At 45.8% G+C, this 19,636-nt stretch carries 19 protein-coding genes; 11 read left to right on the top strand and 8 right to left on the bottom strand.

What is annotated here, in order from left to right; translation table 11 throughout:
- Nucleotides 1-3 precede the first annotated feature (3 nt).
- From ON006_RS01990 to ON006_RS01955, 8 genes are all read right to left on the bottom strand, one after another.
- A complete protein-coding gene (locus ON006_RS01990; protein WP_244823439.1) occupies nt 4-1,122 on the bottom strand; it encodes an ABC transporter permease in 1,119 nt (372 codons plus the stop codon).
- A complete protein-coding gene (locus tag ON006_RS01985; protein WP_244823438.1) occupies nt 1,119-2,225 on the bottom strand; it encodes an ABC transporter permease in 1,107 nt (368 codons plus the stop codon). Before ON006_RS01985 ends, ON006_RS01990 begins: the two co-directional genes overlap by 4 nt.
- A 4-nt stretch (nt 2,226-2,229) precedes the next feature.
- Nucleotides 2,230-2,988 (bottom strand): ABC transporter ATP-binding protein, encoded by a 759-nt coding sequence (locus ON006_RS01980; protein ID WP_244823437.1) that lies wholly within the window; start codon nt 2,986-2,988, stop codon nt 2,230-2,232.
- A 6-nt stretch (nt 2,989-2,994) separates the two neighbouring features.
- Complete coding sequence (locus ON006_RS01975) at nt 2,995-3,903, bottom strand: ABC transporter ATP-binding protein (protein ID WP_244823436.1); 909 nt, start codon at nt 3,901-3,903, stop codon at nt 2,995-2,997.
- Between the two features lie 2 nt (nt 3,904-3,905).
- Nucleotides 3,906-4,838: an HlyD family secretion protein gene (locus ON006_RS01970; protein ID WP_244823435.1), complete on the bottom strand. Its 933-nt coding sequence runs from the start codon at nt 4,836-4,838 to the stop codon at nt 3,906-3,908.
- 57 nt (nt 4,839-4,895) lie between these two features.
- Nucleotides 4,896-6,179: a TolC family protein gene (locus ON006_RS01965; protein ID WP_244823434.1), complete on the bottom strand. Its 1,284-nt coding sequence runs from the start codon at nt 6,177-6,179 to the stop codon at nt 4,896-4,898.
- A gap of 51 nt (nt 6,180-6,230) precedes the next feature.
- Complete coding sequence (locus ON006_RS01960) at nt 6,231-6,842, bottom strand: TetR/AcrR family transcriptional regulator (RefSeq protein ID WP_244823433.1); 612 nt, start codon at nt 6,840-6,842, stop codon at nt 6,231-6,233.
- Nucleotides 6,843-6,947: 105 nt separating this feature from the next.
- A complete protein-coding gene (locus tag ON006_RS01955; protein WP_244823432.1) occupies nt 6,948-7,784 on the bottom strand; it encodes an AraC family transcriptional regulator in 837 nt (278 codons plus the stop codon).
- An 88-nt stretch (nt 7,785-7,872) separates the two neighbouring features.
- On the opposite strand from ON006_RS01955, the gene ON006_RS01950 reads away from it, so the two are divergent.
- The 11 genes from ON006_RS01950 to hslV all read left to right on the top strand — a co-directional run bounded on the left by ON006_RS01950 (nt 7,873) and on the right by hslV (nt 19,624).
- On the top strand, nt 7,873-8,268 hold the full coding sequence (locus ON006_RS01950; RefSeq protein WP_244823431.1) for a hypothetical protein: 396 nt from the start codon (nt 7,873-7,875) through the stop codon (nt 8,266-8,268).
- On the top strand, nt 8,234-9,295 hold the full coding sequence (locus tag ON006_RS01945; protein ID WP_244823430.1) for an HTTM domain-containing protein: 1,062 nt from the start codon (nt 8,234-8,236) through the stop codon (nt 9,293-9,295). Before ON006_RS01950 ends, ON006_RS01945 begins: the two co-directional genes overlap by 35 nt.
- A 124-nt stretch (nt 9,296-9,419) precedes the next feature.
- Nucleotides 9,420-11,207 (top strand): translation elongation factor 4, encoded by a 1,788-nt coding sequence (gene lepA / locus ON006_RS01940; protein ID WP_244823429.1) that lies wholly within the window; start codon nt 9,420-9,422, stop codon nt 11,205-11,207.
- 13 nt (nt 11,208-11,220) lie between these two features.
- Complete coding sequence (locus tag ON006_RS01935; RefSeq protein WP_244823428.1) at nt 11,221-12,915, top strand: DUF6044 family protein; 1,695 nt, start codon at nt 11,221-11,223, stop codon at nt 12,913-12,915.
- A gap of 120 nt (nt 12,916-13,035) precedes the next feature.
- Nucleotides 13,036-13,767 (top strand): class I SAM-dependent methyltransferase, encoded by a 732-nt coding sequence (locus ON006_RS01930; RefSeq protein WP_244823427.1) that lies wholly within the window; start codon nt 13,036-13,038, stop codon nt 13,765-13,767.
- A gap of 2 nt (nt 13,768-13,769) precedes the next feature.
- Complete coding sequence (locus ON006_RS01925) at nt 13,770-14,561, top strand: class I SAM-dependent methyltransferase (RefSeq protein ID WP_244823426.1); 792 nt, start codon at nt 13,770-13,772, stop codon at nt 14,559-14,561.
- Nucleotides 14,558-15,382: an aldolase/citrate lyase family protein gene (locus ON006_RS01920; protein ID WP_244823425.1), complete on the top strand. Its 825-nt coding sequence runs from the start codon at nt 14,558-14,560 to the stop codon at nt 15,380-15,382. Before ON006_RS01925 ends, ON006_RS01920 begins: the two co-directional genes overlap by 4 nt.
- Nucleotides 15,379-16,323 (top strand): D-2-hydroxyacid dehydrogenase, encoded by a 945-nt coding sequence (locus ON006_RS01915; RefSeq protein WP_244823424.1) that lies wholly within the window; start codon nt 15,379-15,381, stop codon nt 16,321-16,323. The genes ON006_RS01920 and ON006_RS01915 overlap by 4 nt, the downstream gene beginning before the upstream one ends.
- A complete protein-coding gene (locus ON006_RS01910) occupies nt 16,323-17,042 on the top strand; it encodes a glycosyltransferase (protein WP_244823423.1) in 720 nt (239 codons plus the stop codon). The genes ON006_RS01915 and ON006_RS01910 overlap by 1 nt, the downstream gene beginning before the upstream one ends.
- A gap of 257 nt (nt 17,043-17,299) precedes the next feature.
- The gene (locus ON006_RS01905) at nt 17,300-18,973 is read left to right on the top strand and encodes a pyruvate dehydrogenase complex dihydrolipoamide acetyltransferase (RefSeq protein WP_244823422.1); all 1,674 of its coding nucleotides are present in this window, start codon (nt 17,300-17,302) and stop codon (nt 18,971-18,973) included.
- A 108-nt stretch (nt 18,974-19,081) separates the two neighbouring features.
- Nucleotides 19,082-19,624: an ATP-dependent protease subunit HslV gene (gene hslV / locus ON006_RS01900; protein WP_244823421.1), complete on the top strand. Its 543-nt coding sequence runs from the start codon at nt 19,082-19,084 to the stop codon at nt 19,622-19,624.
- Nucleotides 19,625-19,636: the final 12 nt, after the last annotated feature.

The following is a 19,636-nucleotide window of genomic DNA, read 5'->3' as shown; positions in this document are numbered from 1 at the left end:
CAGTTAGTTTGTCTTCTTATAGTTCAGGATGGCCCAACCATTTAATAGGACGGCCATCGCTGAAACTGCTCCCAAATGAGGCAGCACGTCCATGAAGCCGCTGCCTTTGAGGATTACCATTCGCATGACCTCGATCATATAGCGCACGGGATTGATCCTCGTGATGAGCTTAGCCCAGTCGGGCATACTGTCGATGGAAGTAAAAAGCCCGCCTAACAGGATGAAAAGCATCATAAAAAAGAACATAATGAACATCGCCTGCTGCTGCGTATCGCAATAAGTGGAGACCAGCAGCCCGAAACCCAGCACGGTCAGCAGGTAAATGGAGATAAAAAGATACAAAACCAGCAGACTGCCGATTGGGACGATTCCGTAGATCAAGCGTGCCAAAAGTAACCCTATCGTGAAAACGATATTGGCCAGTACCCAGAATGGGATCAGCTTACCGAGAATAAAAATATGCTTTTTGATCGGCGTCACGTTGATCTGTTCAATGGTACCGATCTCCTTTTCCTTCACAATATTGAGGGCCGATAGAAACCCTCCTACCATCGTCACCAGAATGGCGAGAATGCCAGGGACAATGAAAATTTTGTAGTTCAGGACAGGATTAAACCAATTCGAAGCCACGACTTCAATGATCGGAAACTGGCTGAACCGCGGCTGCTGTACAAGCTGCATTCGGATGTCTGCATTGAAACTACCAATGATGCTGCTGAGGTACGAACCGCCCAGATTGGCCTTGGTACCATTAATCGCATTCACGGCCACGAACAGTTTCTGCTTATCCTCGCGGATCAGGTTTCTCTCAAATCCATGCGGAATTTCCAGTATCAAATCTGCTTTATCGGACTCGATGAGCGTAAATGCTTCATTGAAAGAATCGTTATAACCCTGCAAACGAAAGTACCCCGAGGCGATCACTTTGGAAATAAGCTTCTGAGAATAGGATGACTTATCATTGTCGACCACAGCCAGATTAACATTACGCACCTCATAGTCAGCAGCAAGCGGCATAATGATCAGCTGTATCATGGGCATAATAAAGATCAGTGCGACGATGGATTTGTCACGAAAAATCTGCCGGAACTCTTTACGCAATAGAAATTTCAATGTTCTCATTGCAAACGGATTTTAAAACTTTTTAAACTGATGGTCAGTAAAAACAATGTCATACCCAGCAAAATGGAGGTTTCCTTCCATAGTGACTGAATCCCCAAACCCTTGATCATGATGGATTTGACGATGATGTAAAACCATTTGGAAGGAACAATATTGGAAATGACCTGCAACGGATAAGGCATATTTTCGATCGGAAAAAGAAAGCCACTGAAAATCATCGTCGGAAGCAGCATACCCATCAGAGAGATCAGCATCGCGATTTGCTGCGAGTCGGTTTTGATGGAAATGAAGATCCCCAGGGCAAGGCAGGTAATGATAAACAACGTGCTCTCTGCGAATAGTAGCAGCAGGCTACCTTTCACCGGAAGTTCCAGCGCGAAAACACTCAGGAATATAATAGCCGACACATTGATCAGCGATAAAAATAGGTAAGGTAATGCCTTGGCAAAGATCACCAGGACAGGTTTGAATGGCGAAACCAGCAGGATTTCCATAGTACCTGTCTCCTTTTCGCGAACAATAGAAATCGCGGTCATCATCACGGAAACCAACATTAACACCAGCGCCATTACGCCCGGTACAAACCCGTGCGCGCCTTTGAGCTGCGGGTTATAAAGCATTCGTGTTTCGGCAATGATCTGGTAGGGCATCTCGATATTTACATTGATCTGATTCTGATAGTCCAGCAGGATCGCAGACAGATAATTGGTGATCATATTAGCCGTATTAATGTCGCTGGCGTCGGTAATGATCTGCACCTGCGCTTTATTATTATGCCGCAGTTCGTCATTAAAATTAGCCGGAAACACTACCACCGCTTTGATTTTCCCCTTTTGAAATGTCGAAAGGATTTCGGTATGCGTCAATGCAGCTTTGCGGATTTTAAAATATCGGCTTGCCGCGATCTTCGTAATGATTTCCTGCGAAGCATTATCCTTCGCATAATCCACCACCAGTATTTCCGAATCCTTGACCTCGTTGGTCAATGCAAAACCGAAGACGAGTATCTGGGCAATGGGCATTCCGAATAGGATCAGTAATGTCCTTTTGTCACGCAAAACGTGATAAAATTCTTTCCGTACAAATGCGATAAACTGTTTCATAATGCTAGTCCCCCCTCTTGGCGCCCCTCGCCAGCTGATAAAAAACTTCGTCCATGGTCTTCACACCAAAACGGCTTTTGAGGTTGGCCGGTGAATCCAAAACCTCCATTCGCCCATCCACCATGATGGATATACGGTTGCAATATTCGGCCTCATCCATATAATGCGTTGTCACAAAAACCGTAATGCCACGATCGGCAGCTTCGTAGATCAAATTCCAGAACTGACGCCGCGTCACGGGATCTACACCGCCCGTAGGTTCATCTAGAAAAACGATCTTGGGCTCGTGCAACACGGCTACCGAGAAGGACAGCTTCTGTTTCCAGCCCAACGGCAGAGAAGCCACCAGTTTTTTGCTCTCGCTTTTCATCCCCAGTCTATCCAGCAGCTCATTGGTTTTGGTCTCAATCTGCTCGTCGGGCAGGCCGTAGATCCCTCCAAAAAATTCGATATTTTCAAGAACCGTCAGGTTTTCATACAAAGAAAATTTCTGGCTCATGTAGCCGATGTTCCTCTTGATGTCCTCCGTTTGAGTATACACGTCGTAACCTGCAATACTCGCCTTGCCGGATGTCGGCGCCGACAGTCCGCAAAGCATTCGCATGGCAGTAGTCTTTCCTGCGCCATTTGCTCCCAAAAAGCCGAAAATCTCACCTTTATATACTTCAAACGAAATTTCGTCCGTAGCGGTAAAGTCACCAAAACGCTTCGTCAGTTTCTCGCAAACGATCACTTTCTCCGCCTGTATATGCTGTCCGGTCATGTGATTTCAGTTTAATAGTTTAATGAAAGAATCTTCGATCGTAGCCTCAATGGCTTTGATATCGATCCCCGAAAGCTTTTGTGCGGTCAGATATTTTTCGAGTTCCGAAACACCTTCCGCACTTTCCAAAGTGATGTGCGCGTACTCTCCGAATGCATAGCTGTTCAACCGGGCAGGAAAACTTTCCAGCGTCTTCAACAATGGATACATTTCATTCGCTTTCACGGCAAATAATCGGTCAGGGAATGCCTGTACTATATTTTGCGGCGTGTCGATAGACAAGATCTTACCGCCCTGGATCAGTGCAATGCGGTCGCAAAGCGAAGCCTCGTCCATGTAAGGCGTAGAAACGATGATCGTGATGTCTTGTTCTTTGAGCCGGCGAAGCATTTCCCAAAATTCCTTTCTCGAAACCGGGTCCACGCCGGTAGTAGGTTCGTCGAGAAATAATGTCGTCGGCTTGTGAATTAACGCGCAGCATAATGCCAGTTTTTGTTTCATACCACCCGACAGTTTCCCCGCCCGGCGTTTTTTGAATGGCTCGATCTGTACGTAAATGTCTTTGATCAAATGGTAATTCTCTTCAATTGTCGTGCCAAAAACGGTCGCGAAAAAATGCAGGTTTTCTTCAATGGTCAGATCCTGGTACAATGAGAACTTCCCGGGCATATAACCCACTGTATTCCTGATCTTTTTGAAATCCTGAACAATGTCGAAACCATCGACAGAGGCCGCACCGGAATCAGGCAACAGTAATGTTGTCAGTATCCTGAAAATGCTTGATTTGCCCGCACCGTCAGGCCCTATCAATCCAAAAAGCTCGCCTTTTTGAACCGAAAAAGATACATTGTCGACCGCCAGCGTCTTTTCCTTGCCGTAGGTTTTGGTGAGGTTTTTAACAACAACTGCTTCCATTTTTACAGAATTACCTCGCCATACATCCCGATTTTCAAAAACCCGTCATTTTTCAACCTGATCTTAACGGCATATACCAGGTTAGCCCGTTCGTCCTTAGTCTGAATGGTTTTTGGGGTAAATTCCGCTTTGCTGCTGATCCATTCTATCTGGCCTTGCAGCCCACGATATTTTCCGTCCGCCGAGTCCACCAGTACCTTCACATTCTGGTTCAATTTCACTTTCGGCAACTGGTCACCCGTAATGTAGGCCCTCAAAATAATGGTCGACAGGTCAGCTACTTTGTAAAGTGGCTTTCCCGCCACAGCCATTTCATTGGTCTCAGCATATTTGGTAAGCACGCTGCCATTCACCTCATTAATAATTTTGGATTTGGCGAGCTGGTCATTGATCTGCTCAATCTGCACGTAAAGCGGTAATACATCGGCTCTTAGCCCCGAGGTTTGCGTTTTCAGTACCGACGCCTGCGCAGCATCTTGCTTGCGGATCACTTCCAGCTGTTTTTGCAGCTCCGCGATCTGCGCTGTAATGTCATCCAGTTGCTTTGGCGTAGCGGCATCTGCTTTCAGCAGGTTCTGGATTCTTTTTTGTTCATGAAGCAAATTGTCGAGCCTCACCTGCGATACCGCCAATTGCTGTTTGTACACATTGGTTTGAGCCGCAATGTCGGGCAACTTGCTGCCTGTGGCTTTGATCTGCGCTTCCAGCTGCTTCTTTTTGAGGAAAAGTTGCAGGCTGTCAATGTAGCCCACAATTTGGCCCGCTTTTAACTCCTGGCCCTCTTCCAGGTCCAGCTTTGTGATCCTGCCGGTAACCTCAGCGGACACGATCGTTTCGACAGCTTCGAAGGTGCCAGACGCGTCATATGGGTTCTCCTTTCCTTTGCAGCAGGTTAGTAATGTGGCGATTATCAAGACGAATAAGGATGTTTTCATGCTTTCTGAGTGTTATTCCTGATCATTAATTCTTTTCATTATGGAGGGGCAATTCTGTTACTCCACTTCTCTGCCCAATGTAGTTTGCAAATTGTAGCGTGACATGAGCAGTTGGATCTCATGCAGAATCCTGTTCAGCCTGGCCTGATCCTCTGCATTTACTTCCCGGAGATAATCATTGGTATTGATGACGCCGTTTTCAAGCTGGGCTGCGGACGTGATTTTAATGTTCTCTCTCAACGCAATGATCTCATCGTCAGTATCCAGTAGTTTTTCAAGTTTAGCGAGATCGGCATTTTGCTGTTTCAGCGTCAGATTGGTGTTATATAAAAACGTCTCTTTTTGAAGTTGTATCGCCTGCCGGTTGTTCCCGATGAGCAGCCGGTCGTTTTTGCGGGTGTATAGCCCGGACAATGACCAGTTCAAACGCACGCCCGTGATGTAGTAAGGGTCAAAACCGTTGTTCAGGATATTGAGCGCAGGGCGACCGACACCTCCCTGGAAAAAGAAATTGAACTTCGGCCTGTTCTTAACATCCAGTAACTGGTCCTGAATGTCAAGGCTTCGGCTCTGATAATCATACATCCGCAGTTCCGGCCGGTTGATCTGCCCCGATAATGTGAGTGACTGAGGTTTAACGAGTTGTACATCATCCAGACTCTGATTAACCAGCATACCCAGCATATCGAGATAAGCCTTACGGTTCGCGTTGAGCTCAATAGTCCGCTGATCCGCTTTCAGCTGCTCGGCCTGTAAAGTGTAGCCATTGCTTTTAAATGCAGTTCCATTGTCAATCAATGCCTTCACTTTGGTGATTCCCAGCTGAATGTCTTTTTTCAAAAGTTCGTTTTGCCTGATCTGTTCATCCAGCATTAGTATCCCGAAAAAAACCTGGTTAACCCTCTCATTCAGCCGATACAGCTCTACTTCCAGCTTCTGCTCTTCCACCAAAGCATTCGCCTCGTGCGATTTGACTTGCGTGCGCACCGCACCGCCATCGTAAATTGCCTGCGTTACTTCGCCGTACACCTTATACTGGTCCTTGCTGATACTCGGGAACTCAACACCCGGAATGGCTACGGGCAGTTTAAATTCCGTCACCGCGGACTGGTAAGTGGCCTGTCCGAGCATATTTACCTGTGGCAAATAACCCTTCGCAGCATTCTCGACCGAGAAATCCTTCGTTTTGGAAATCAATTCCCGCTGACGGATCATTGGATAATTTTTCCTTGCCAGTCCGTAGCATTCATCAATCGTCAACAGTCTGCTTTGCGCATTGACCTGCGAAATCAGCATCCAGAAGCAGAGCGCTAAAATCAGGTTATGAAATAGTTTAATCATTTTATTTATTCGATTTATTTAATCATTTGATTAATTGATGGTCAAAAAAATTTACTCCGTTTCCAGCATCATTTTGATCCAGCCCGGAATCAGCTTTTTACGCTGCTCCATGATCATCCGGTAATTATCTTCTCCGCCGATGATCGGCTGCAACACAGGCTTGGCGATAAATGGAAACAAAGTCATCCCAAGCAAATTCATCAAAAAATGAAACGGGTGAATATCGTTTCGTTTGGCTTTCAGCTGCTGAATAAAAACCGATTCCGTCAAATGCTTTCTCGCCTGCAGCCGATTCGCCAGTTGGTCGGGATTAGACCGGATCTCACTCAAAACAAAAATCGGCAGATCAGGATGTTCAAGTAGCATCGTAATGTAGTTGTCGGTAATCTTGTCCAGCTTTTCTTCCAATGTTGTGGACTCATCATTGAGTACCGGCGCAAGCACACCGAAAAGCTTATCGATCCGCTCGGCCATCACAATGTTGAACAGCTTTTCCTTGCTCCTGAAATAGTAATTCAGCAAAGCCAGGTTAATCCCCGCCTCCTCAGCAATGTCTCTCGTGCGTGCATTTCCGTACCCTTTTTTGGTAAATACAATACCCGCCGCTTCCTTGATTTTTTCTTCGGTTGAGAGATCTAACTCCGCTTTTGCAATCTTAGCCATTCCAGTCATATTCTTTGAACGCGTCAAAGCTAATGCCGATTTTTGATTTATACAAATTATTTAATCAAATGATTAAATAATTTGTATAACAATATTTCAGCGACGTTAAACCATGTCAACACTCATACAAAAGCCGTCTTGCTCGTTCAATTTCACGAATCGCCTGGGCGAAACGCCGGTATAATATTTAAAATCCTTGATCAAATGACTCTGATCGTGATATCCATAGCGTTCCACCAGATCGGCCCAGTCCACGAGGTAGCTAGTCAGCGTGAGAATGTGGTATAGCACTTTTTTGAACCTCAGAAACCGCAGCAGTTCTTTGGAAGAATACCCTACATAGCGTTTGAAGCGACTTTGAACCGTCCTTTCAGTCAGTTCAGCTTTGTCTGCGATCGCTTTAACCGGGCTCACCTGGGCGCTGTGAAAGTAAGAGGCCGATTCCAGCAGGGGCAATGTTTCGGGATCATTTTCCCTCAAATCACTCAACAGGTATTGTGTCATCAGCTCAATGCGCTGCGTAGCAGATGGAAGCATCTTCATCATTTCCCACATTTTGTCAAGCCTGTTTTTCTGCATCAGCAGATCAGGATCAAGCACGTGCTCGTCCGAAAAATTCTCCATCGGCACCGAGAAGAAGCGATAAAAACCATTGAGCGTGAAATTCAAGACCAGCAGGTCATTTCCCGGTTTCAGATGATAGTTCAGCATCTTGCGCATTGGGCCAAAAATGCCTATTTTGTGGATCGCATGCCGTGTGATCTCTTTTTCACCAAAAGAGTAAGATACCGGCGTCCCGAAGTTAAAAACCAGCATCATTTCAAGGCTAGGCGACAAGTGATGCAAACTCCCCTCTTTGCCTACATCAGTTTTAATGATATAAAAATGACTCAGTATTCCTGTCAGCCGCTCGTCAATTTCTTTCCTGTACCCGGTTTCCATTTTCAGTAAATCATTAAAATTTCCTGCTTCTTTAATAAAGTTAAGGTAAACAGAAATTTGAAAAAGACATCAATTTCTCGCCATTGTTATGACAAATTCAGGGATTAGGAAGTGGATACCCGGACTGATTTTTCTCTTTGCCCAAATTGGCAATAACATTTACGAGCTTAGCCAGGACACGAGGACCCTTGCCTGGGCCCCGCACACCAAGCAGATACGCTATCATATCGCTGCCTTTAAGAATGGACTGGAAATGCCAAGGGAAGCGGTTGAAGCCCGTTATGGTGTAAGTGCTACCGAATGGGAAGTGCATGCGGCAGGAAATCTGAAACGGTTGGTTGAAGCAGCGGAGGCCAGCAAAAACAACCATCCCGACAGCGTCCGTATCCGTTATTCTACTAACAACCATCCTGCTCAAACGTACCTCTGGACTCAAAACCTCCAAAAGAATGAAGGATCTAAATCCTCTTTACCTGCTCAATAAACACCTCATTCCGGAACTTGTATTAATGGTAAGGCTCCTCGCTATGTACCTGATTGCTTCCAACGAGTCCCCTTTTTTGGGAAATCAGGGCGGCGGCCGGTTCTTGCCGGTCATCCGTTTTCTGGAAGATATCGGCACCGACAGCGAGTACAACCTGGTCGTTCGCCTGATCTTTTATGCCGGAGTGCTGATCTTACTATTTTCTTCTTTTATACGTTTAGGCAGCTTATTGGCTGGTTTATCCTTCGTTATAGGCACGATCTCCTGCCAGACATGCATTTCTGTTGCCCATCTTTTTGTCGCAAGTTTGTTTGTGTGCACGGCGCTGAGTAATCGTGTCACAGGGAGTGGACTCATTCGTTATCAGCTCATTGTCTTATACCTCGGTGCGGATTTGAACAAAGTGATTGACCGCGATTGGTGGAATGGTGCAAGTATGGAGACATTGCTGGTCGTGAAACATCAGATACCTGCTTATCTGTCGCTTGCAGGTTTTTTTCCGCCAATGTTTCTATCCCAGGTCATCGGTATAGGAGTCATTGTGCTGCAATTCGGCATTGCCGTCACATTGTTCAGGAAAAACTGGCTTATTTCTGCGATGGTTATGGCTATTATGCTTCATTTACCAATGGTACTCCTGATGCGAATGACTTTCGGGCCATTCGTGGTGGCTTTGGTACTGGCGTATAGTTCACTTCTTACCTGGCCACAAAAGCTGCGCTATCAGGCCGGGATTCACAGCAGCTTCCTCGTCAATGTGCTTAAAATGCTGGATTTCAACGATCAGGTAGTCATTTCAAAACCCGAAACTTCCAATGAATCTTTCAAAACCTGGTTCAGGACACTGCTCGATTTCCTGACACATCCGGCTATTTTATTGTCATTGACCGTATTGTCGGCGGGTTTGATACGGTATGGCTTGACCATTGTATTGGTGGCGGCCGTTCTTTTTATTTTTTATATCAAAGTGTGGAAAAACCGTTCCCGGATCCAGCAATCAGGAGCTGCACCGCTTCTTTTTCAATAGTGTATCCTCTTTAAGTTCCAACTTCCAAAAGAAAACCTGTTGAAATATTAATTACCCTCGTAATTTTGTGGATGCTTTGGTCCGAACTTATAAAATTCAAAGCATTCGAATAGTAATTACATTCATGAAGAAAATCCGTAATTTTTGCATTATTGCCCATATTGACCACGGGAAGAGCACATTAGCAGACCGTCTGCTGGAATTTACCAAAACGGTATCTCACCGCGACATGCAAGCACAGCTTCTGGACAATATGGATCTGGAACGTGAAAGAGGGATCACGATTAAGAGTCATGCGATCCAGATGAACTATGTGTACCAGGGAGAAGAATACATATTGAACCTGATCGATACACCGGGACACGTGGATTTTTCCTACGAAGTTTCAAGGTCTATCGCGGCCTGCGAGGGGGCACTTCTATTAGTAGATGCTTCACAAGGTACTGAGGCACAAACGATTTCGAATTTATACCTAGCGATCAATCACGACCTGGTGATCATTCCGGTACTTAATAAAATTGACTTACCTGGCGCAATGCCGGAAGAGATCAAGGATGAAATGGTGGAACTGCTGGACTGCAGGCGGGAGGACATTATTCCAGCCAGCGGAAAAGAAGGAATCGGGATTGAGGATATTCTGAATGCAATTATAGAACGTATTCCTGCACCAGTCGGCGATCCGGCAGCACCCTTACAGGCATTGATATTTGACTCTGTTTTTAATTCTTACCGCGGTATTGAGGTTATTTTCCGGGTTAAAAACGGAAGTATCAGAAAAGGTGACCGTGTAAAGTTCATGGCTACTGGCAAGGAATATATCGCCGACGAGATCGGAACATTGGGTTTGGTTCAAATCCCGAAACAAGTTGTAGAATGCGGTGACGTAGGTTACCTGATTTCCGGTATCAAAGTCGCCAAAGAAGTAAAAGTAGGTGATACTTTCACGCATATCGACAGACCTGCTTCCACTGCCATCCAAGGCTTTTCGGAGGTAAAACCAATGGTATTTGCAGGTATTTACCCCGTTGATACCAGTGAATTTGAAGAGCTTCGCGAGGCAATGGAAAAATTGCAGCTGAATGACGCCGCCCTGGTTTGGGAGCCTGAAACTTCGGCAGCTCTTGGATTTGGTTTCCGTTGCGGCTTCCTGGGCATGCTGCACATGGAGATTGTACAGGAAAGGCTGGAACGCGAGTTCGATATGACCGTGATCACGACCGTCCCTTCGGTACAGTTCCGGGTTTTGAATACGAAAGATAAACTATTGAACATCAGTGCGCCGTCAGAAATGCCGGACCCTAGCTCTATCAAAACCATTGAAGAGCCTTATATCAATGCACAGATCATTACCAAGTCTGACTACATCGGACCGATCCTGAATTTGTGTATGGACAAACGCGGAATCCTTAAAAACCAGATCTACCTGACCTCAGAACGTGTAGAGCTGCAATTCCTGATCCCGCTAGCCGAGGTCGTTTTTGACTTTTTTGACAAACTCAAAACGATTTCAAGAGGATATGCTTCTCTGGATTATGAACTGGCAGGATACCAGGAATCGGACATGGTGAAGCTGGACGTGATGCTCAATGGCGAGGCCGTAGATGCACTTTCGGCGATTGTTCACCGGTCTAAATCATACGAATGGGGCAAAAAGCTTTGCGAAAAACTACGCGAGCTGATTCCACGCCAAATGTTCGAAATTGCGATCCAGGCGGCGATCGGACAGAAAATCATTGCCAGGGAAACGGTGAAGGCAATGCGGAAAGACGTTTTGGCGAAATGTTACGGTGGTGATATTTCCCGGAAGCGCAAGCTTCTTGAAAAGCAGAAAAAAGGTAAAAAGAGAATGCGTCAGGTTGGGAATGTAGAAATTCCGCAGGAAGCATTTATGGCTGTTTTAAAGATCAATTAAAAAACTATAAGGTATGAAGGCAAAATATCAGCAATTCCATAGCATCGGGGTTGTTTTGATATTTTGCCTTTATCATTTACCGGGTTTGCTGCTTGGCACCAAAGCATACTTCAACGCTTTCGATTCGCTGGATTCTTATGTGGTCTGGTATCGCATGGTGGTTCAGCAGGGTTACGCCTGGGCGCCTTCGTACACCATTGTAGAGCCGTTCATGGGTGGCGTACCCAAGTTCACGCTCGTCAGCACTTACAACTTTTATTACTGGCTAAATCTGTTCCTGCCGACGTTTGAAGCGTATCAGCTCCTGATCGTGTTCATTAGTGCCGTTGGGGTACTGGGTATGTGGCTTCTCTCGCGCCGCCATCTTGGAATGGACTCATTGTCAGCTGCTTTTTTGTCCTTATCGTTTGGCTTTACTCCTTTCCTACCTACCTGGGGGCTTAGTATTGCCGGCCAGCCGCTGCTGCTCTACGCGATTCTGAATGTCCGTAAAAAGGAAAAGGGGGTTTGGAACTGGCTGATTATCGGGGCTTTTCCATTCTTTTCCAATTTCCAGTCAGCCGGTGTTTTCTTTCTCTTCGCCCTGGCCATTCTCATCATTTATGATTCCACTCAAAAACGTGCGGTACTTCCTCTGATAGGCGCTTTTGCAGTTCTGCTGGTAATTTATTCTGTTACCAAGCTGGATTTGCTGGCCAATTTGCTGGGGGGAAAAGGGTTTGTATCACATCGAATGGACATTCTCCGGTTCTCAACCTCGCTGCTGATTTGCGTCAAGGTTATGGCCCGTTATTTTCTGCTGGGCAATATTGACGTCGCATTGTCGCTGCATACATTTATACTGCTGCCGTTCGTACTGGGTACTTATTGTTATCACGTTTTCAAAGTCAGGTCCATTCCTTTTGGGCTTACCGCCACGCTGGGCATTATCGTTTTGATATGCATATATATCGGAGCGTTACAATGGGACCCTGTCGTCAATCTGCGAAACCAGTCAGATCTTTTGCGGATGTACAGTATGGAGCGGTTTCATATTTTCCTGCAACTATTGTGGCATTTGGCCACGGCACAAGCCATTCTTTTACTGCCGGTCGTTCGCAAAAAACTGATCGTTTCGGTGCTTCTGGTGGGTCAGCTTGCTATTTGCTTCGCTTACCAGCCTACCTACTATGCCATGTTTTTTAGCAAATGGATCAAAATCCAGGCGTACCACTACATTTTTACCTACCGCGATTATTATGCGGAAGGTATGTTTGAAAAAATTAAAACCTTGATTGGAAAGCCTGTGGGCACTTATCGCGTTGCGAGCATTGGCATCCCTCCTGGGATCGCGCAATACAATGGTTTATGGACAATCGACGGCTATTCAAGCAATTACCCGCTTTCTTATAAAAAGGCTTTCCGGCCCATTATTGAAAAAGAATTAGAAAAAAACGAGATCAACAAAGGTTTTTTCGACTACTGGGGAAGCCAGTGCCTCATTGTGTACGACCAGGGTACCGGCTACTTTGATACCCATATGACCAAAGGGTTGGCACCGGAAAAAAGGGACATTGTGCTGTCCGGGCCTGCATTGAGGCAAATGCATTGCGATTACATTATTTCAACAGAAACGATCGCCTATCCCGAAAAATCAGGCCTGAAAAAAATTGCCGCATTCGACTCACCTATCTGGCATATTAACTTATATTCGCTGATAACAAAATAGCACTACATTATCTTCCTATATTCCAATGGCTTATTGCGCTTGATAAATGAAGTCCATTTATGTTGCTTGTAGTAACAATTTCTCATATATTAATAGCACCTTACATTCAACCCGTTGCTTATGAGCATTGTAGTTTCAAATATCAAGTTTCATAACAATCAGCAACTTGATTACTTCGGGCATAAGATCAAGAAAACGATGATCCCTGCTTACTCGCCTTACGTATTAAGGCATGTTCGGGAGGTAATCGGGTTCGCCGATATCAAAAAGACAGACCGGATCATCGACGTGGCCTGCGGGATGGGAAAGTACACGCTCAATTTTTTGGCGCAGGGATACAAAGTAGAAGGCCTGGATCTTTCTCCCTTTCTGCTGCAACAGCTTTTGGTGCATAATGACAACAAATTTCCGGTGAAACTGCATGCCGCGGACATCCTGGATGCGCCGGAGGAGCTGGATGAGCAATTTGACGTGGTGATGGGTTTTATGGCATTGCACCATTTCCACAACCTGCATGCGTGTTTCCAGGCAATGTACCGCATTGCAAAGCCGGGTGCTAAACTGGTTTTCCTGGAACCCAATGCATACAACCCGCTCTACTATGTGCAGATAGCACTAACGCCGGGTATGTCGTGGCAGGGAGATAAAGGCGTGGCGGATATGACCAAAACCAAACTCTTCGGAGCAATGGAATATGCAGGATGGAAAAACCTGAAAATCAAACGGTTTGGATTTTACCCTCCATTTGTGGCCAATACAAAGCTGGGACAGAAAAGCGAACCCATACTTGAAAAAATTCCGGGCTTGAATTCATTCCTGCCTTTTCAAATTATCATGGGAGAAAAAATATAGCAATGGAACAAAACAGGGAAAACTGGCTTGTTTCCTATCCTGACGATGGGAATTCCGTTTGTTTCGAAATGGAAGATATGTCATTCTGGTATCAGCACCGGAACGAATGTCTGGTACAGGCACTAAAAGCCAACGATTTCCCAAAAGAGTTTCATGATATTGGCGGGGGCAATGGCATTACTGCGTTTGCAATGCAGCAAGCCGGTTATGATGTGACTTTGGTGGAACCATATCTCGCAGGAATTCAGAATGCTCAGAAGCGAGGTATCAAAAAAACCATTCAAAGTACCCTTGAAGACTACGCCCCGGAAGTAAACGGGACAGTACCGGCAGCCGGTTTTTTTGATGTCATGGAGCACATTGAAAATGACCTGGCATTTCTGGAAAAGATTAATCGTCTGCTGGCAAGCAACGGCAAGATCATGCTGACCGTACCTGCTTTTACCAGTCTTTGGTCGGATAACGACGTGCAGCTTGGACATTTCCGACGGTATACGCTGGCCGGTTTGGAAAAATTGCTTTTTCGAGCGGGATTTGAAGTCACTTACCAATCCTATTTCTTTTCGCTGGTGTGGCTGCCTATGTGGCTGTTCCGGGTGGTACCAGAGAAATTTGGGTTAAAAAAGAAGAACACGCCGGAAAAGAAAAAGAATGAGCATATGGCCGGTAGGCCTACTACCGCACGTTTTCTGAGAAGGCTGCTGCATTGGGAAATCAATGCGATCAAAAATAAATCCCGAATACCATTTGGAACGAGTTGTTTAATAGTCGCGAAGAAAATAAAAAGCATGTGAATTTAACTTCTACATTCTCAACCGAATTTCATCTGTTTCTTTTCTCAAACGACCAGGCAACGGTCAGGAAAGCTATTGCGGCTGGTGTCGACGGAATTATTGTGGATTGGGAAAATCAGGGGAAAAAGGCGCGTCAGGAAAGCTTCGACACGCAGATCAACTATGATACTTACGATGACTTGTGCCGGGTTAGGGAAGTAACTCCTGCGGGCAAGCTGATTTGCAGGATCAACGGTTTCTCGCCCGGGCATACCCAAAACGAGATCGAACTTGCATTAAAAGCAGGGGCCGACGAAATATTCCTGCCCATGGTCGAGAACTGTGAAGAAGCTCAACAAACTTTTGATATGATCGCCGGACGGGCAGAATTCAGCATACTGATCGAAACCGTTGCTGCGCTTGGTTGTCTCGATGAACTTTCTCAACTTTCTTTGAAAAGGGCCTACATTGGTCTTAACGACCTGCACATCCAGCAAAACAGCCGCAATATTTTTATGCCTTTGATGAATGGTACCGTCAAGACGATCCGTGGGCAGTTCGACATTCCGCTCGGTGCGGGAGGCGTAACTTACCCGCCAAATGGCAAACCCATCGCCAGCAAATACCTGATCAATGAGTATGCGAGACTGGGGATCAATTTCAGCTTTTTAAGACGTACATTCCTGAGAGACCACGAAAATCATAGTATGGATTATATGGTTCAAACGATCAAAAAAGCATACGCCGATGCCCGACTGCGCTCTCCTGACGAAGCCGAAAATGACTTTCGTGTGTTCCGGGACCAGGTGGAAAGCTGGACCACAAATCCTTATCACGTATGATTTTGCTCATGTACGAGCCGGTGCCGGACCATTTACAAAGCCTGAAAAACATTGCTCCGCAGCATGAAATCGTCATGGCACACTCCGAAGAAGAAGCACAACGCCTGATCGAAAACGCAGAGATCGTTCTGGGCAACCGTTACTTTTTGCAAAGCCTGCCATTTGCCCGGAAACTGCGCTGGATGCAGTCCAATTCCGTAGGCGTGGACCTGATTTTAAAAGCAAAACAATCTCTTATTGATAAAAATATAACCCTCACTTGCGCCAGAGGCGTGTATGATGCTGAGCTGGCCGAACATACCATTGCGCTTCTCTTGAGTCTTTTTCGTTCCCTGCCCAGTTTGAGGGACGAACAAAATGAAGGCAGCTGGCAGCGCCACCGGCTTTCGACTTTGCACGGTAGCAGTTGCCTGATACTAGGCTGGGGCAGTCTGGGCAAAAAAATTGCTTCCTACATTAAAGCCCTGGGTGGAAAAGTTGCAGGAGTAAGAAATCAGCCTGATGATTCGCTGGAAGGTGAAACTATGCTTTTTGGAAGCAGCAACTGGCGAAACCAGCTTCCATTGACCGACGCATTGATCATTTGTTTACCCAAAACACCCGAAACCTATCATTTCATTGGTAAAAATGAGCTCCGCGCATTGCCATCCTCCGCATTCGTAGTAAACATCGGGCGTGGCGGGACATTGGACGATATGGCACTTTTGGAAATGGTGCAAAGTGGGAATGTGGCCGGAGCTGCCCTGGATGTATTCGAACAGGAACCGTTGCCGGCTGGTCATCCGATCTGGAAAGAGCCTAAAATTTTCGTCAGCCCGCATGTAGGAAGAAGTCTGGAAGGCCCTGTTTTTCGCTGGCAATCGCTTTTTGAGCAAAATCTGGAACGTTACCTGCGCGGCGAGGCGTTGCTGAATGTAGTCAATTACCAAAAAGGATATTAATGATCAGCATTGTCATACCAGTTTACAAAAGCGCATCGACACTTGTTGAATTGCACAGAAGGCTGAGTGATATTTCGGCAGCGGAAAACTGGAAATGCGAGGTTATATATGTCAACGATGCTTCACCGGACTATTCGCTGAACGTTTTGGAAACATTGACACACTCCATTGATTTTCAAATCATTAATCTCAAAAATAATGTAGGACAGAGCAGCGCATTGCTGGTAGGAATGCTGTTTGCAAAACACGATCTCATTGCTACCATGGATGCCGATTTGCAGGATGAGCCCGAGAAGCTGCCTGAGCTTGTACGTTCATTGAAGCAAAGTACAGATGTGATTTTTGCCAAAAGAAAAGGGTCATATGAGTCAGGCGGACGGCTTTTTACCTCTTTTCTATTTAAGGGCCTGGTACATGTTTTCTCCGGCCAAAGAATCCCGATGAATGCAGGCTTATTTATGGTCATCAGAAAAAAAGCCGCATTGCTATTACTGCCATTTTTGCCCCAGTCCCCCTACCTGATCGGACTTATCGCCAATGCCAAACTCACATGTGACAGTATTGTGATCGATCGCAGGGAAAATCAGTTTGGTGAATCTTCCTATACATTCAAAAAACGGCTGGTGGTGGCGAAACGCTTTTTCGGGACATTGAAACTCCGGCCAACCATAAGCCTTTCGGAAGTAACCGAATGGGTCAATTTGAACCTTTTAGCCTAAGATCACGCCATTACGTAACCTCAAAAATGTCACTTCATGCGCACATTAAAATCAATGTTGTTTGCTTTCAGAATGATAACATGAGTATATTCTGTTGATTATCAGCAGTAATTAACCGTACCGAATTACTTAAATCCGTAGCGGAAGCTGTTTTGGTCAATTTTATGATGTGAAAGGCGACACCTATTCACCTTTTGTTGTAATTTTGACTGAAATCTAATTTTAGACCAAGAAACTAAAATACCTTAACAAGCGATATGGCAGAAGTAATTCGTATGCCCAAAATGAGCGACACCATGGAAGAAGGTGTTATCGCAGAATGGCACAAAAAAGTAGGTGATAAAATCAAGTCCGGTGAAGTGATTGCAGAAGTCGAAACTGACAAAGCAACCATGGACCTGGAATCTTATTATGATGGTACTCTTCTTTACATTGGTGTTAATAAAGGCGATGCTGTCCCTATCGACGGGATTATGGCAGTAGTGGGAGCGGAAGGTGAAGACTATAAATCTCTTCTTGACGGAGGAAATGGTAATGGAAGCGCAGCTGCACCTGCAAAAGAAGAAGCAAAACCTGCGGAAGCTGCTCCGGTGGCTGCGGCAGAGGCCGCTCCGGCACCTGCTAAAAAACCGGCTGCCCCAGCTGAGAAAATCAATGCGGCTGTGGTTCGTATGCCTAAAATGAGCGATACGATGGAGGAGGGAACATTGGTTTCATGGCAAAAGAAAGTTGGAGATAAAGTAAAATCAGGAGATATACTGGCGGAAGTCGAAACCGATAAAGCCACAATGGAACTGGAAGCATACGAAGACGGTACGCTCCTTTACGTTGGAATTAAAGAAGGCGAAGCAGTTCCTGTTGACGGAATTATTGCTGTAATAGGTGAAGAAGGATCTAATGTAGAAGCATTACTTGCCCGTGAAAACGGCGAAGGTGGTGTTGAGGAAGCCAGTGCTCCGGAAGAAGCGAAAGCTGCCGCTCCATCGTCAAATGGCGCTGAAAAGGCTGTTTCAGTTGCTGATTCAGACGCACGTATCAAAGCTTCTCCTCTTGCAAAACGTCTTGCTGACGAAAAAGGCATTAACCTGAGCCAGGTAGAAGGCAGCGGTGACAATGGCCGTATCGTTAAGCGCGACGTGGATGAGTTCAAACCAGCGGCCAAAACCGAAGCGCCTGCGGCAGCTCCTGCACCTGCGAAGGCAGCGGAACCAGCAGCCAGCGCGCCAGCTACGGCAGCACCGGCAAGCGGAGATTTCACAGACCTGCCTATTTCGCAAATGCGGAAAACCATCGCACGCAGACTAAGCGACAGCTTGTTTACGGCACCACATTTCTATGTGACCATGGAAATCGTGATGGATAAAGCAATGGCGTTGCGTCCTCAATTGAACGAAGTAAGCCCTGCGAAAATATCTTTCAATGATATGGTCATCAAGGCTTGTGCGGTAGCGTTGAAACAACATCCGGCGGTTAACTCGGCCTGGTTGGGAGACAAAATCAGAAGATATAATTATGTCAATATTGGTGTAGCCGTAGCCGTGGACGAAGGTCTGCTGGTACCGGTTATCCGCGACGCTGACAAGAAAACGCTTTCTACCATTTCCAGTGAAGTGAAGGACCTGGCTGGAAAAGCAAAAGATAAAAAGTTGCAGCCAAAGGATTGGGAAGGAAATACATTCTCTATTTCCAACCTTGGAATGTTCGGTGTAGACGAATTCACAGCGATCATTAACCCACCGGATTCTTGCATCCTTGCCATCGGCGGTATCAAAAAAGTGGCTGCTTTCAAAGAGGACGGAACGGTGTATCCTACCAACATCATGAAAGTAACAATTTCAGCTGATCACCGTGTGGTGGACGGAGCGCTGGCAGCAGCATTCTTAAATACGGTTAAAAAACTGTTGGAAGAACCGATGAGCATGCTGGTTTAACCGATCCAAAAATCGATATAAGTACAAAGTGTCAGGTTTTACGACCTGGCACTTTTGTTTTATAGCCAACTATCACAGCAAATTCAAGATTTAATTAAAAACCAATTCATGGAAAAAATACACGCAACAACCGTACTTGGTGTACTACATAATGGTACCGTTTCCCTCGGAGCCGACGGCCAGGCGACAATGGGCAATACGGTGGCAAAAGGTAATGTTAAAAAAATCAGGGTGCTGATGGGCGGAAAAATCCTTGCCGGATTTGCAGGCTCTACCGCTGATGCGTTTACCCTCATTGAACGCTTTGAAGAAAAACTGAATGCTTATGGTGGCAATATGAAAAGAGCGGCTATTGAACTGGCAAAAGACTGGCGCACTGACCGTTACCTACGTAAACTGGAAGCCATGATGATCACCGCCAGTAAAGATGAAATCCTGGTTATTTCCGGAACTGGCGACGTTTTAGAGCCTGAAAATGGTATTGCGGCCATTGGATCCGGCGGAAACTTTGCATTGTCAGCAGCCCAGGCATTGAAAAAACATGCCCCACACCTGACGGCAGAGGAAATGGTGAGGGAAGGCCTGACGGTAGCAGCTGACCTTTGCATTTACACCAATCACAATTTTGTAATTGAAAAAGTGAATGGATAATACTAATAGCTA

This window comes from Dyadobacter pollutisoli, from assembly GCF_026625565.1.
Classification (GTDB): domain Bacteria; phylum Bacteroidota; class Bacteroidia; order Cytophagales; family Spirosomataceae; genus Dyadobacter; species Dyadobacter pollutisoli.
This window is presented reverse-complemented; position numbering and strand designations above follow the sequence as displayed.